This window comes from Cupriavidus pauculus (genome assembly GCF_008693385.1).
GTDB lineage: Bacteria > Pseudomonadota > Gammaproteobacteria > Burkholderiales > Burkholderiaceae > Cupriavidus > Cupriavidus pauculus_D.
Genome location: NZ_CP044065.1, coordinates 2,233,378 through 2,247,577 on the forward strand (window position 1 = coordinate 2,233,378; position 14,200 = coordinate 2,247,577).

10 protein-coding genes are annotated in these 14,200 nt (G+C 66.7%); 1 reads left to right on the forward strand and 9 read right to left on the reverse strand.

Annotated features, from left to right (window positions below; all coding sequences use genetic code 11):
* Positions 1 to 11: 11 nt before the first annotated feature.
* The 9 genes from FOB72_RS10275 to FOB72_RS10315 form a co-directional block, all read right to left on the reverse strand.
* Entirely contained in the window at positions 12 to 1,430 is a 1,419-nt protein-coding gene (locus FOB72_RS10275; RefSeq protein ID WP_223851296.1) for a sigma-54 interaction domain-containing protein, read from the reverse strand.
* Positions 1,427 to 4,591, reverse strand: coding sequence for a peptidase domain-containing ABC transporter (locus FOB72_RS10280; protein WP_150372415.1), 3,165 nt, complete (start codon positions 4,589 to 4,591; stop codon positions 1,427 to 1,429). The genes FOB72_RS10275 and FOB72_RS10280 overlap by 4 nt, the downstream gene beginning before the upstream one ends.
* Entirely contained in the window at positions 4,572 to 5,324 is a 753-nt protein-coding gene (locus tag FOB72_RS10285; RefSeq protein WP_150372416.1) for a peptidylprolyl isomerase, read from the reverse strand. The genes FOB72_RS10280 and FOB72_RS10285 overlap by 20 nt, the downstream gene beginning before the upstream one ends.
* 30 nt (positions 5,325 to 5,354) lie before the next feature.
* Positions 5,355 to 6,728 carry an HlyD family efflux transporter periplasmic adaptor subunit gene (locus tag FOB72_RS10290; RefSeq protein ID WP_150372417.1) on the reverse strand — a complete coding sequence of 458 codons (1,374 nt, stop codon included), beginning with the start codon at positions 6,726 to 6,728 and terminating at the stop codon, positions 5,355 to 5,357.
* Entirely contained in the window at positions 6,725 to 9,328 is a 2,604-nt protein-coding gene (locus FOB72_RS10295; protein ID WP_150372418.1) for an FHA domain-containing protein, read from the reverse strand. Before FOB72_RS10295 ends, FOB72_RS10290 begins: the two co-directional genes overlap by 4 nt.
* A 156-nt stretch (positions 9,329 to 9,484) precedes the next feature.
* Positions 9,485 to 10,891 carry an efflux transporter outer membrane subunit gene (locus tag FOB72_RS10300; RefSeq protein WP_150373853.1) on the reverse strand — a complete coding sequence of 469 codons (1,407 nt, stop codon included), beginning with the start codon at positions 10,889 to 10,891 and terminating at the stop codon, positions 9,485 to 9,487.
* 231 nt (positions 10,892 to 11,122) lie between these two features.
* Positions 11,123 to 11,398: a hypothetical protein gene (locus FOB72_RS10305; protein WP_150372419.1), complete on the reverse strand. Its 276-nt coding sequence runs from the start codon at positions 11,396 to 11,398 to the stop codon at positions 11,123 to 11,125.
* Positions 11,399 to 11,649: 251 nt separating this feature from the next.
* Positions 11,650 to 12,063: a DUF4399 domain-containing protein gene (locus FOB72_RS10310; protein ID WP_223851505.1), complete on the reverse strand. Its 414-nt coding sequence runs from the start codon at positions 12,061 to 12,063 to the stop codon at positions 11,650 to 11,652.
* Positions 12,064 to 12,217: 154 nt separating this feature from the next.
* Positions 12,218 to 12,643, reverse strand: a complete 426-nt coding sequence (locus FOB72_RS10315; RefSeq protein WP_150372421.1) for a DUF4399 domain-containing protein — start codon at positions 12,641 to 12,643, stop codon at positions 12,218 to 12,220.
* Positions 12,644 to 12,880: 237 nt separating this feature from the next.
* On the opposite strand from FOB72_RS10315, the gene FOB72_RS10320 reads away from it, so the two are divergent.
* Positions 12,881 to 14,200 carry a formylglycine-generating enzyme family protein gene (locus FOB72_RS10320; protein ID WP_411859830.1) on the forward strand — a complete coding sequence of 440 codons (1,320 nt, stop codon included), beginning with the start codon at positions 12,881 to 12,883 and terminating at the stop codon, positions 14,198 to 14,200.

A 14,200-nucleotide genomic window follows, 5' to 3' on the forward strand; every position in this document is an offset into this window, starting at 1 on the left:
TTCCCATACCCCTACTTCCCATCCCCTTGCCGCCCCGCCCGAAAATCCTTCGAATGGATGCCATGCTTCTTGAGCAGCATCTGCACATGCGACCGGTTCATCTCGAAGCGGCGGGCCAGTTCGGCGACCGTGCCGCCCACCTCCTGCAATCCGCGTTCGAGAAACGCGCGCTCGGCTTCGTCGCTGGCCGCGCGTTTGGCTTCGCTCAGCGACGTCGGCACCGGGGCATCGATGCCGGCGGCGACCTTTGCCTGCGCAGCCGCGCCAGGGCGGATGTCGGGCGGCAGATGCGCGAGGTCTGCGGTGTCGCCAGCCAGGCAGGAGAGCCGGTACATCAGGTTGCGCAGCTCGCGGATATTCCCCGGATAGCCGTAATGCAGCAGGAAGTCGCGTAGCCGCGGTGTCAGCTTCAGCGGCCGGCGCTTGAGCTGCCCCGCGGCCTCGTCGCCGAAATAAGCGACCAGCAGCGGAATCTCGTCGCGCCGCTCGCGCAGCGCCGGCAGCGAAACATGGATCACGCTCAGCCGATAGAACAGGTCCTCGCGGAACGTCCCCTCCTGGCTCATGCGCCGCAGGTCCTTGTTGGTCGCCGCGACGATGCGCGTGTCCACCGCGATCACCTCGTCCGACCCCACCCGCTGGATCTCGTGCGCCTCCAGCACGCGCAGCAGCTTGACCTGCCCCGTCAGCGGCAGCTCGCCGATCTCGTCGAGGAAGATCGTGCCCGTATGCGCGCTCTCGAACTTTCCTTTGCGATCGTTGCTCGCGCCCGTGAACGCACCCTTGCGATGGCCGAACAGTTCGGACTCGAGCAGGCTGTCGGGAATCGCGCCGCAGTTGACCGAGATAAACGGCCGCTCCACGCGCGAGCCGTTGGCGTGAATCACCTTCGCCATCAGCTCCTTGCCGGTCCCGCTTTCGCCGTCGATCAGCACGGGCAGGTCGGTGGGCGCCGCTTTCTCGGCGATCTCCAGCGCTTCCAGCAGCTTCGCGTTGTCGCCGAACGTGCCTTCGAACACGAAGCTGCGCTCCAGCAGCGCCTGCCGCCGCTCGCGCGACGATCGCGCGATGGGTTCGACATCCGGGACTTCCGCAATCTCCGCGGCCGCCTCGGCGGCATCCCCCTCCTTGACCGCGGCCTGCACGAAGCGCTCGCGGTGCGAGAGGCCCATGACTTCGTCGCGCAGCGAGGTGGCCTGCTTGAGCAGCCGTTCGATCTCGGGCCGTTCCAGCCGCGAGGCCCAGCGCAGCGTCGAGCGCAGAATTTCGACGCGCTCGATCAGGCCCGCGAACGATACCGCGGACGTGGTCAGGCGCGAGCCGAACGAAGCGCCCGATAATGACGACGACGGTGGCGTCGCTTGCGTCGCTTGCGTCTGTGGCATGGTCTCGGTGGGAGTGGCCGGTCGGCCCGGATTGAACAGTTTCATGCCGCGCTCAATTGCTTCTGCACCAGCTGGTAGTACATGCCGCGCCGCTCCAGCAGCTCCTCGTGCCGCCCCTGCTCGACGATGGCCCCTTCATAGAGCACCAGGATCTTGTCCGCCTGCATGATCGTGCTGAGCCGGTGCGCGATGATGACGGCCGTGCGTCCGCGCAGGATATCGTGCATGTTCGCGAGGATATTGCTCTCGGACTGCGTATCGAGCGCCGATGTCGCTTCGTCGAACACGAGCAGCCGCGGATCGTGATACAGCGCCCGCGCGATGCAGAGACGCTGGATCTGCCCGCCCGACAGACCGATGCCGCGCTCGCCCACCACCTGCTCGTAGCCCAGCGGCAGCTTCGAGATGAAAGCATGCGCGTCCGCCATCTTGGCCACCTCCTCGATACGCCGCCGGTCGGCCGCATCGTCGCCGCATGCGATGTTCTCGGCCACGGTGCCCGAGAACAGCAGATTGGACTGCATCACATAGCCCACCTGCGCGCGGAAGAACTCGGTGTCGATCACGTTGAGGTCGTAACCGTCGATACTCATCGTGCCCTCGCTCGGCTTGTAGAACCCCACGAGCAGCTTGGCCAGCGTGGTCTTGCCCGATCCGCTGCGCCCCACGATGGCCACCATCTCCCCCGCGCGGACGTGGAAGCTGATGTTCTCCAGCACATACTGCGTCTCGTCGCCGCCGTAGCGGAAGTACACGCCATCGAACCGGATATCGCCCTGCAGGTCCGGCAGCATGACCCGCGATGCCACATCCTGCGGCCGCTGCTCGGGCTCCAGATCGAGGATGTCGCCGAGCCGCTCCATCGCTACGCCCGCGTCGTTGAGCTGCCCCCACAAGGCGACCAGCCCCATCAGCGGCGCCAGCACGCTGCCCATAAAGGCATTGAACGCGATCAACTGCCCGATGGTGAGCTCGCGTTCGAGCACGAGCGTGGCGCCGACCCACAGCACCGCGATCGTCGTCGCGGCGTTCAGCAGCTGGCTGACCAGCCCCACGAGGATATGGAACGACTGCGCCTGATATTGCCGGTCCAGCGCCTTCGCGTACTTGCGCTCCCAGCGCAGCCGCACCGCGCGCTCGATGCCCATGCCCTTGACGGTTTCCGCGCCGCCGAGCGTCTCCATCAGATACGCCTTGGCATCGGTCGACGCCGTGAACACGTCGCGCGCAAACGTCTTGAGGCGCGGCGTGACGATCACGGTCAGCGCGGCAATCGGAATCACGAACGCGATCAGCAGCAGTGTGAGCTTGACGTTGTAGACGAACATGATGCTGAAGTAGATGAACACCATCAGCAGATTCAGCGCCGTGGTGACCGTCGATTCGGTCAGGAACGCGCGGATCGTCTGGTTCTCCTGGAAGCGCGCGAAGATATCGCCGGTCTTGCGCTTGGCAAAGAACGACAGCGGCAGCGCGAGCGTGTGCTTGAAGAACTGCGACATCATCGCGAAGTCCATGTTGCGGACCATGAAATTCGCGAGGTACGCGCGAATCGTGGCCATCAGCTGCGTGAACACATTGGAGATGATGAGGCCCACGATCAGCAGATGCAGCAGCCCCACGTTCTGGTGCACGACCACGCCATCGAGGATGTTCTGGATGATGAGGGGCGGCACCACGCCCAGCAGCTGGATCACGAACGTGGCCAGGAACAGATGGGCGAGGATGCGCTTGTACGGCGACAGGTAGCTGATAAAGCGCAGCCACGGCGACCGCGCCACCGCCAGCTGCGCCATCGACTCGCCGGCCGTGAAGACGAGGCAGGTTCCGCTCCAGCCGCGCTCGAACTCCTCGGTACTCATCTTGCGGAAGCCGAGCGCGGGATCCGCGACCCAGACATGATGCTGCGAGATGCCGTACACGACGACGTAGTGATAGCCCTCCCAATGGACGATAAAGGGCAGCTCGAAGCCGAGCAGCGCATCGCGCGTGCATTGCACCCCGCGCGTGGTAAAGCCCAGCGACTCGCCCGCGCGCGCGAGGCTGTCGAGCGTGGCGCCGGCCGTCGTCACGTTGGCGAGCTCGCGCAGTTTGCCGAGCGTCAGCGTCAACCCATGATGCCGGCAGATCATGGCGAGGCAGGCCGCGCCGCAATCCATCTCCTCGGCCTGCTCCACCAGCGCGAAACGACGGATCACGCGCTCGCCGAACTCTGGCTTCGAATGCAGGTCCAGCAGCACGGGCCGCTTGCGCCGCTCGGCCAGCTTCTGCTGCCGATGCAGTTCGCGGTCGATCACGCGGATGCGTTCCTCGAGCACCTCGCGCAGCCTGGCATTGCGCTCGAGTATCAGCTGTACGGTCTTCTCGGGAATCACGAGCAGCCGCACATCGGTTTCCGCGATCGCGGAGGCGATCTGCTCCTGCCGCATCACGCACGCGCGCTCGCCGAAGATATCGCCCTGCCCGAGCGTGGCCAGCGGATAGGTCTCGCCGTCCTCGGTCCGCACGATGCGCACCGTGCCCTGCCGCACCACATAGAGCCGGCGATCGTCGCGGCCATCCTGATGCAGGATCTCGCGCCCCGCGGTCACGCGCTTGACGCCGACACTGCGCACGGCGTCCTCGAGTTCCGAGCGGTCGAGCTTGCCGCGCAGGTCGAACAGCCGCGCGACGAAGCCGCCCGCCGAACTGATGGCGACGTAACTCGTGATAAACGCCAGCGCCGCGGGGTTGGCGGCCACCACGGCCTCGCTGACCGCGCGCGGAATACATAGCAGCTCGGTCTTGCCCGACGCGCGCACCGACGACTCGTGGCGGTACTCGCGCAGCATGGCGATATCGGCGAACACCTCGCCGGTCTTGCGCACGCCCATGCTGATTTCCTTGCCGTGCTCCTCGTTGAACACGCGCACGGAGCCGGTGCGGACGATGAACAGGCCATCGGCGGGCTCGCCCGCATTGCAGACGGTGTCGCCAAAGCCGAACGACAGCGTGCGCGCGCTTGCCGCCAGCCGTTCGAGCTCCGCGCGGGTCAGCGAGGACAGGATTTCGACGGTTGCGAGGAAATCGACAAGGGCGGTCTCCGCGACGGGCTCGGGCCTGGCCGAGGCACCGGTCGATGCACCGGTCGATGCGCCGGTCGGGGCACCGGTCGAGGCGTCGGCCGACGCATCGGCAGAAGGTTCGCTAACGGGCTTCGATGACATGTTCCTGTGCCCTCGCCATCAGCCACTCCTCGCGCAACCGCCGGCGCACCTCCACCGCGACGTCTTCGTCGAGCCGCGCCGGATGCTTGGCGCGGACAAGGAACACCTCAAAGAACGAACGATCGGCGGCCGGAAACGGCCCGAGCAGATCGCCCGCTTCCGCATTGAACACCTTGGCCTCGATATCGCTCTTCAACGACCCGCGCAGGACCTTGCCGATCTCGCCGCCCTGCTCGCGCGTATCGGCGATCGAATGCTCGCGCGCCATCTCGGCGAACGCGTCCGGATCGTCCTGCAGATACGACACGAGTTCGCGCGCCTTGCCCTCGCTGTCCACGACGATATGACTGACCTCGATGCTGTCGAACTTCGGGGAGTTGAGCTGGAAGTACGTCTCCACGGCGGCATCGTCGCAGATGCGCGCCATCATCTTTTCCTGGTAGAGACTGTCCGTGATAAACCGCTCGAACTCGTCGAGGCTGACGCCGAGCGCATCGAGGTAGTGGTTCATGTCGGCCGCGCGATGCAGCCCCTGCACGCGCCGGAACTGGTCGGCGCGCGCCTGGATTTCCTCGGGCGTCAGCGTGATGCCATGCCGGCGCGCCGCATGCACGGTCAGCTTCTCCCTCACGAGCTGTTCGACGATGCCTTCGAACTGCCCGGTCAGCTTGAGCACGCGGATGAATTCGTCGACGTCGATCACTTCCTCGTCGATTCGCACGATGGCCGTCATCGCCTTCTCCCCTTTTTTCGCGTAAGCGGGCTAGCCGGCAACCTGCCGGAACGGATCGAGCCCGAGATCGATCAGCCGCCGCTCGCGGACCACGATTTCCGCGGTGGCGGTCATGCCATAGCGCAGCGGATACTTCTGGTCCGCCACGGTGTAGTAGTCCTGCGCCAGCCGCACCCGTCCCTCATAGACCGGTTGCTTGTCCGGCCCCGAAGGCTTGGTGGCCGGCGAGATGTATTCGAGCGTGCCGGCAATCAGCCCGTAACGCTGGTACGGAAACGCGCTGAACTTGAGCTTGACGGGCAGGCCTTCCCGCAGGAACGCGCGATCGCGCTCGGCAATCTCCACGCGCAGCACGGGCCGTGCATCCTTCGGCGCAATGCCGCCGAGCGGCGCGTTCGCCTGTACCTTGTCGCCGCGCTGCGTGGACGTGACGTCGGTGATCACACCCGATGTCGGCGCAAGAATCAGCAGGAAGTTGTCCTTGTCGATGTTCTCGAACTTGATGCGCGCGGCCGCTTCCGCAACCAGCCGCGCGGTCTGCACCTGCAGCCGCAGCTTGTCCTCGGTGCTGCCGATCTCGCGCATCTGCGCGTCGTACTGGATGCGCAGGTTGGCCAGGTCCTGCCCGCTGCCTTCGAGGTCCGCGCTCGCCTGCGTGTACTCGCGCGCCAGCCGCGCATCGAGTTCGGCCAGCCGCGACTGCGCGACGCGCAGGCCGTTCTCAGCCTCCTGCGCGCTGGCGCGTTTGGCTTCCACCTGCGCCTGCGACACGCCCCCGCCGCCGGGCAGCGCGAACAGCCGCGCATAGCGGTCCTGCTCCTGCCGCGCGAAGTCGCGCGCGCGGCGGGCGTTCTCGAGATTGCTGCGCGCTTCCTGCAACTGCGCGCGCTGCTGCTCGGCCAGCCGCGTGGTGCCCTCCGCCATGCGGTTCTCGTGCTGGCGCGTGCCCAGTTCCAGCTGCTGCTTGAGCGCGGCCGCGCGGCGTTCCATCAACGCCTTGCGCTCCGGAAACTGCCGCCACTCGCGCTCCGAATCCTCAAGCTTGAGCTGCGCTTCCAGCGCCTTGGCCGCGGCTTCGATGGCACCGCGCGCATTGAGGCGCGCGAGTACATCGTCCTTCGAGACGGGCTGGCCCTCGGCCACGTAGAGGTCCGCCAGTTCGCCATCGACCGGCGCGTAGAAGCGGCGCACTTCGGACTCCGGTGCAAGCGTGCCCTGCGCGCTGACGATCACGTCCGCATGCCCGATGAACGACCACAGCAGCGCGCACAGCACGAGCGCGCCCGTGACGACGATGGTCAGCATCGTGAGGCGCGAGGGCTCGGCCGTCAGCAGCGCGATGCCTTCGGCGCTGTGGTCGTCGAGCGCTTCGTGCAGCGGACGCAGGCGATTCTCGTCGTTCATCGCCGTCCTCCCGGCGACGCCGCCACGGTGGCGGTGGGTGTCGGCTCGCCGACCAGCGCCAGCTTGGCCTTCAGCACGGCCGGATCGAGGACCATGCGCAGGTCATTGAGCGAGCGGCGCTGCAGATCGACCTCGGCCTGGATATCGTCGCGCACCTTGCTCCATTGCGAGATCTCGTCGGCCTTGAGTTGTGTGTAGATGCGCAGGCCCTGTCGCGCATCGGCCTGCGCGTCGGCAAGCAGCTTCGCCTGCGCGCGGAACTTCGGCGAGATGCCCGCCTCGAGCCGCTGCTCGCCGCCGATCAGGCCGTTGTTGCGATACTGGCGCCACGCGGTGGCCGCGCGGTTGAGCAACAGGTTCGCGCGGCGCAGCGCCGCCTCGCGGATCGCGTTCACATCGCCATCGATGGCGCGCACGTACCAGGCGTCGGCATCGGGGTCGAGCATCGCGTGCAGGCCCAGCAACTGGTCTTCGTAGCCGGCGGTGCCCCGCGCGCGCGGCAGCGCCGCGTATTGGTCGAGCACCTGCCGCTTGTGCGCGATGTCCTGCGCAAGCTCCTCGCGCCACGGCCCCGCCTCGATACGGCCGAGCGCGCCGAGCGCCGCCTCCCCTTCGCCGCGCGCCCACGCCTGCGTGGCGGCAACGTAGTGCTCGGCGATCGCCGCCTCGGGCAGCTTCTCCGCGGCGAGCTTGTCATAGGCCGCGCGGAACGGCGGCGTGCTGAAGTGAACGGCCGCCATCTGCGCGGTCAGCGGGCCGAGCATCCGGTTGCGCAGCGCCTGGATCAGCGCGATGTATTGCCTGAGGTCCGCTTCGGTCGCATCGAGCCCGGCCAGGCGTGGATACTTGTCGCGGTACTCGGCCAGCATCGATTGCAGCGCTTCGGGCTGCTCGCGCCCCAGTTCGGTGGCGATCGACGCATTGAGCCGCTCGATCGCGGCCAGATACACGGCATCGTCGTTCTGCAGCTTGCGCAATGCGCTGAGCGTCCCCGCATAGGTCTCGGCGAACACGGGCACGGTGTTCGCGATGCGGTCGAGCGCGCGCTGGTGCGCCTTGGCATCCTGCTCCCAGTGCGCGAGCAGCTTGCGGATATCGCCCTCGTCGCGGTAGAGCCGGATGCGCGCATCGTCGCCGCCGCGCTCGGCCGCAAAGCGGCTGACGCTGCCGACCCACGCAAGCTCGTCGATCAATGCGCGGGCATCGGTGTTGTGCTGGCTCGTGCCGCGCATATGCGCGAGCGCGGTCTCGGCGCCGACGAAGTCTTTCGCACGCAGCTTGCCGACCCATCCCGGCACGTAGGCGTCGAGCATCGCCTCGGTACCGATGGCCTGATACGTCGGATCGCTCGGATGCCGCGCGAGGTATTCGTCGGCCACTTCCGCCGCGCGCGCGTACTGGTGCTCCGCCATCAGCCGCTCGAGCGAGCGATCCGGCGCGCTGCGCCAGTAGAGGCTGCCGCCGACCAGCACCGCGGCGATGAGCACGGCCACGGTCCATCGCATGGCCCGCGCGACCTGGGCGCGATCGCGCAGCCCGAACGTGCGGGCGATCTCCGCGCACATCAGCGCGGTGCGTCCACGCTTGCGCGCAACGGGCGCATGCGCGCCCTGCGCGGCGTGGCTCGCGTCCGGCATCGGCTCGAGGTTCACCTCGTCTTCCTGCTTCGCCGCGTAGTCGACGCAGAAGATATCGAGGAACGAGTCGGCGGCCCCGACGAACGTGGTCTTGTCGGCATCCTCGTCGACGTCGGGCACCAGTGCGGCCGGGGCATTGCCGGCAGGCGCCACTACCGCGGGGCGATCGGCCTGCAGCGACCGCGTTGCGGTGGCATCGCCGTCCGAGTGGTCCTCGATATCGAGCCGGTAGACGAAGTGGGTGCCGCCGAAGGCGAGCACGTCGCCGGCCTCCACGCGCACCGCGTGATCGCCGAGCCGCGCGCCATTGACGAACGTGCCGTTGGTGCTGCCCAGATCCTCGATCCACGGCGCCCCGCCCTTCAGGTACAAATGCGCATGCCGCCGCGACAGGTAGTTGACCTGATGGGGATAGGCGTCGCGATAGCGCTCGAACGTATCGTCGGCCTTGCTGACGAGAAACGGAAACCCCGTGATGACGATGGGCTGCAGCCCGATGTCCTGGCGCATCGGCGTCAGCGCGACGACAAGGCCGCTCTGCTGCACGGGCGCGCGCGGATAGAGCTTCACGCGATACGACAGCTCCGCGCCAAAGCTCAGTTCGTCGCCATCGCGCAATGCGGCCGGCTGCTGCGCGACCGCGGCACCATTCACGTGCGTGCCGTTCTTGCTTCCGAGATCGGCGACATACACGGCACCGTCTTCCGAGAAGATGCGCGCGTGCCGGCGGGACAGCACCGCGGTGGCATCCGCCGGATACGCCGCGAACGGCGCCTCGCCCCGGCCGATCGCGAACAGGTCCTCGCCGATGCGAATCTCGCCGAGATCGGGCCGCGACAGCGGCATCAGCAGGATGTCGAACGCGTGGCCGAAGGTTCGATCGTAGGTACGATCGGCGGTCCGATCGAGAGACTGATCCACCTTTGCCGGCACGTCCATGATCAGGGCATCGTCGCGCGTCATGTTTCCAGACAACCAACAGTCGGACTGGTCAGGCCGCACGCACGCGAGCGGCGCGAGGGACGGGATGTCACGAGTAAGAACATAGTAGGCGACGCTTCGGATGAGTCAATCGGCCTCTGCGCGCGCTGGCGCGCAGTGGTGCCCGCCCTGGTGCCCTCATTGCGGCGCGCCGACGATCGTGCTGACCGGGCTCTCCGCGGGAGCATTGCGTACCTGCTCGGCGGGCCACCCGCCCCCGAGTGCCTTGTAGAGCGTGACGGTGTCCGAAAGAATCTGTTGGTGAACTTCCAACAGCGCGAGTTGCGCGGTCAGCAGCGAACGCTCGGTCTCGAAGACCTCCAGCTGCGTGACCAATCCCTCCTTCAGCTGTGCCTCGATCTGGGCCGAGACCACGCGCAGCTGATCCACCTGCTGCTGGAGCTCCACACGCTGCTTCTTGTGCGCATCGACGTTGACGAGCGCGTTCTCCACTTCTTCGAACGCCGTCATCACGGTGCGGCCGTATTCGTTCTCCGCCACACCGATGCCCGCCTCGGTGGTCTTGACGCGCGCGCGCACGTTCGGGTCGAGCATCGGCAGGTTGATGCTGGGCATGAAGCCGAACGTGAACGACTTGAGCAGGTCCGACAGCGCGAAGCTCGCGGTGCCGCCTCGCGCGGTCAGGCTCACGCTCGGCAACTGCGCGAGCCGCGCCTGGCCCACGATGTTGTACGCGGACAGCACGCGATATTCGGCCGCAACGATATCGGGCCGGCGCGCGAGCAGCTGCGACGGCAGCCCCGCGGGCACCACGGGCAACTTCACGCGGTCCTGCAGGCGGCCGACGGGCACCTTGAGTTCGCCGGCCGGCACACCGACCAGCGTGGCCAGCGCATTCTCCGCCACGTTGCGCGAACGGCGCAGTTCGATCAGGTCCTTCGTCAGCCGGTTGATTTCGGCCTGCTGCTGCATCACGCGGATCTGCGGCACGAGGCCGTTCGCATACATCGCCTTGTACGTGGCGAGGATCTCGCCATTGCGGGCGACGGTGCGCGACTGCTGATCGACCTGTTCGTCGAACTGCAGAATCTGAAAATACGTGATGGACACCGCGGAGACCAGCGTCAGGTAACCCGCGCGCCAATCGGCTTCCGTCGCGCGGAACTCGGCGGTCTGGGCCTGCACGCCCTTCTCCACTTTGCCCCACACGTCGATGTCCCAGTTGACCTGCGCGCCGAGGTTGTACGTGCGCGTCAGCGCCTGGCCCGTGGTCTTCTCGAAGCTCGCGCCCGCGCCGATATCGAATACCGGCAGCGCCCCCGCGCGCGCTTCGCTGATCTGTGCATTCGCCACGCGGATGCGCGCGGCCAGCACCTTGATGTCGTAGTTGCCCGCCAGCGCCCGCGTGACCAGCCCGTCGAGGTAGGGGTCCTGAAAGCCCTGCCACCAGTTCGGCACGATGGTCTCGTCCGGCGATACCGTCACCACGTCGTCGCGCGACCACGCGGCCTTGGCCGGCGTTTCCGGACGCTTGTACTCGGGCGGCCGGAAGTCCGCGCAACCCGCGACGGCAAGCACCGTCATCGCGGCCAGCAGGGAATGAGCGGAACGGGAAACGTAGGACACGATGTCCTCCTGGGCAGAGCAGGGCCGGCGCGCAAACGCGTCCCGGCAATCTGTATTGTGGTTCGGCAAAACGGGATGGGAGGCGCCAGACAAAAAAATTGCCGGGGCGGAGGTGTCCCCGGCATCAAGCTCCCCGTGCGGTGTTGACTTCGATACCGCCTCTTTCCTGGCAGATGCGCTTGCGGCGGATCAGCGATACACCGTGTTGCTGGCGTTCTGGTTCGTGTTCACGGTGTTCGACAGATGGTCCTGGAACGCGGAACCGTTGGCGAACATGTTGTTCACTTCCTGCATCTGCTGGTTCGACTGCGTGATCTTGGTCGTCGAGTCGAAGGACAGCTTCACCGGGTGGTACACCGAGGTGATCGGCGCCCAGTTGAAGCCCGTGCCGCCGCGAACGGCTTGCATGCCCTTGGCGTCGAGAGTTTCGGTAACGGACAGGTCGGTGATGGTCAGCGTGGTCATGGCAGTTCTCCTTGAGAGATTTGGGTGCTACGTGGTTTCAGGTTTGAGCATCGGGTTGGTGTCGCGCTCGGTCCTGATATCGCAGCAAGCGTGCCAGCCTGCGTGCCATGCGGTCGAATTGCCTGCAATGCCTTGAAAATACGGGGGATTCGAGATGCGGTCCGCGAGCGATGCGTGGCGGACCCGATGGGCGAGTGGTGGGCGCGTCCCGACAGTTGCGCCGCATGGTGTTGGCGAACGCCCGACAACCGTCAACGCACGTAGATCGTGATCTTCTTCGAGTAGACCGGCGGTGTGGTGGGGACGTGCTTCTCGTCGCCCATGAGCAGCTGCAGCGTGTGCTTGCCGGGCGGCAGTTCGATCGTGGTCTCGGTCTCGCCCGCGCCGAAGTGCAGGTGGTTGCGATCGTTCGGAATTTCCTTGTCGAGCGGCGGCAGGTCGACGTCGATCAGCAGGTGATGGTGGCCCGTGTTCGGAAACTTGACGTCTTTCGGCGCCACGCCCATGTTGCGCAGCCCGAACCAGACCTTGATCGGCTTGCCCGCGGGAAAGGTCTGATGATCGTTCGGGTAACCGATATAGAGATAGGCATTCGGTGGCGCCGCCGTGGTACCCCCGGTCCTGGGCGCGCTGTCTTGCGCGGATTTGCCCGCCGACTTGCTCATCGCGCCATGCGGGGCACTGCTCTGCGCGAAGGCGAGCCCGACGGAGGCACCCAGTGCGACGACGAACGTCAGCGTCAATACGGCAACGAGCGTGGATGAAACGTGATCGGTCGACTTGGTCATGGCGTGACTCCCCAACGCGCACCTTGGTGCGCTACCGCACGGTGATCGTGATCTTCTTCGAGTAAATCGGTGGCTCGAACGGTATGTGCTTGCTGTCACCCATCAACAGCTGCAGCGTGTGCTTGCCGGGCGGCAGTTCGATGCGCGCATCGGTCTCGCCCGCACCGAAGTGCAGATGGTTGCGATCGTTGGGAATTTCCTTGTCCATCGGCGGCAGCTCCACGTCGATGAGCAGGTGATGGTGGCCGCAGTTGGGCCGCTCGATGCCCTTGGGGCAGACGCCCATGCCCTTCAGGCCCATGCGCACCCAGAGCTTGCCGCCATCGATCACGGTGCCGTCGGCGGGCCAGATGATGTACGCCTCGGCATTGGCCGGCGCGGGTGTCGGTGTGGAAAGCGAGGGGATGACGGCCAGCAGCGATGCTGCCAGCGCGTGGCGCAGGAATCGTCGGGACATACACGCTCCTCCCAGTCGTTTTCTTGGTGGACGTTGTGACGCGGCGCGCTCGTCGACGTGCACTACAGCGTAGGACGGATGCCATGAAAAAGCGAACCCGTCACGCGGGCTACGGGCGCTGACCGCTGTGCTATCTTGAAACGAGCCGTATGCAGGTCACGGCGGCTTCACAGCAGACTCAACGGAGCCTTCGACATGTGGCGGAAAACGCTTGTGGTGCTCGGTCTGGGAATCGCGATGCTGCAGGGCGCGGAAGTGTTCGCGCCTCCGGCGGCGCATGCGGGGATCCTGCCGAAGGACAGTAACGAGCAGTACGAACTCTCGTTCTGGGACTCCGTCAAGAACAGCAATTACGCGAGCGACTACGAGGCCTATCTGAAGGCGTATCCGAATGGCCGCTTTGCCGCGCTCGCGAAGGCACGCATCGAGCGCATCCGCGCCGCGGCGCCGCCGGCCGCGGCAAAGAGCGATTCGAAGCCCGATTCCAAGGCCGATGCCAGACCGGACGCGAAACCATCCGCGGCGACGACGCCCACGCCCTCACCCTCCTCGCCCCCCTTATCCGCTTCGCCGCCTTCTACCGCACCTTCCGCCCCTTCCGCACCCGCGGCACCGCCGGCCGCATCCCGCACACCGCCGCCCCCCCTCACCGCGACACCGGCCTCACCGCCCTCCCCCGCGCCATCGACGTCTTCCACGAGCACCGCGCGTACGCGCCCGGGTGGCAGCACCTCGTCCGGTGCCATCACGTACCCGAGCGAAGGCAAGCCGAGCGCCCCGGCCACCGCCGCCACAGCCGCGGCCGCCGCCGCTGCCACCGCGCCGGCCACCGCCGCCCGCGGTGGCGAACTGCGTGACTGTCCCACCTGCCCGGTGCTCATCGCGCTGTCGCCGGGCGGCTTCACGATGGGCAGCAGCACGAGCGATCCCGCCGAACGGCCGCCGCATCACGTGAACATCGGGCAGCCGTTCGCGATCGGCAAGTACGAGGTCACGGTCGAGCAGTGGAATGCGTGCGCCGATGCCAGCGCCTGCCCGAAGATCGGCACCAACGGCAGCGAAGCGAAGAACGCGCCCATCCGCGACGTCAGCTGGGACGATGCGCAGCAGTACGTGGCATGGCTATCGAAGAGCACCGGCAAGAGCTACCGCCTGCCGACGGAAGCCGAATGGGAGTTCGCGGCGCGCGGCGGCACGAGCTCCGCCTACTGGTGGGGCGACCAGATGAAGAAGGGCAACGCCAACTGCAAGGACTGCGGCGACCCGTGGAGCCAGGAGGCACCGGCCAGCGTCGGCTCGTTCGCGGCCAATCCGTACGGACTCCACGACATGAACGGCAGCGTCTGGGAGTGGGTCGGCGACTGCTGGCACAGCTCGTACAAGGGCGCGCCCGCTGACGGCCGCGCGTGGGACGAGAACGGCTGCACCGCGCGCGTGATTCGCGGCGGCTCGTGGCGCGAAGGCGCGCCCTATATGGTCTCTTCCACGCGCTTCAAGTACAGCACGAGCGTGCGGCAGTCGCAGAATGGCTTCCGCGTGGCGCGCGACATGAAGTAG

What these genes read in the sequence shown, in the direction of transcription:
- FOB72_RS10280 (WP_150372415.1), bottom strand. Translation starts at nt 4,591, where the DNA reads ATGTCATCGAAGCCCGTTAGCGAACCTTCTGCCGATGCGTCGGCCGAC.
- FOB72_RS10285 (WP_150372416.1), bottom strand. Translation starts at nt 5,324, where the DNA reads ATGACGGCCATCGTGCGAATCGACGAGGAAGTGATCGACGTCGACGAA.
- FOB72_RS10310 (WP_223851505.1), bottom strand. Translation starts at nt 12,063, where the DNA reads ATGAGCAAGTCGGCGGGCAAATCCGCGCAAGACAGCGCGCCCAGGACC.
- FOB72_RS10300 (WP_150373853.1), bottom strand. Translation starts at nt 10,891, where the DNA reads ATGACGGTGCTTGCCGTCGCGGGTTGCGCGGACTTCCGGCCGCCCGAG.
- FOB72_RS10320 (WP_411859830.1), top strand. Translation starts at nt 12,881, where the DNA reads ATGCTGCAGGGCGCGGAAGTGTTCGCGCCTCCGGCGGCGCATGCGGGG.
- FOB72_RS10315 (WP_150372421.1), bottom strand. Translation starts at nt 12,643, where the DNA reads ATGTCCCGACGATTCCTGCGCCACGCGCTGGCAGCATCGCTGCTGGCC.
- FOB72_RS10290 (WP_150372417.1), bottom strand. Translation starts at nt 6,728, where the DNA reads ATGAACGACGAGAATCGCCTGCGTCCGCTGCACGAAGCGCTCGACGAC.
- FOB72_RS10275 (WP_223851296.1), bottom strand. Translation starts at nt 1,430, where the DNA reads ATGAAACTGTTCAATCCGGGCCGACCGGCCACTCCCACCGAGACCATG.
- FOB72_RS10305 (WP_150372419.1), bottom strand. Translation starts at nt 11,398, where the DNA reads ATGACCACGCTGACCATCACCGACCTGTCCGTTACCGAAACTCTCGAC.
- FOB72_RS10295 (WP_150372418.1), bottom strand. Translation starts at nt 9,328, where the DNA reads ATGACGCGCGACGATGCCCTGATCATGGACGTGCCGGCAAAGGTGGAT.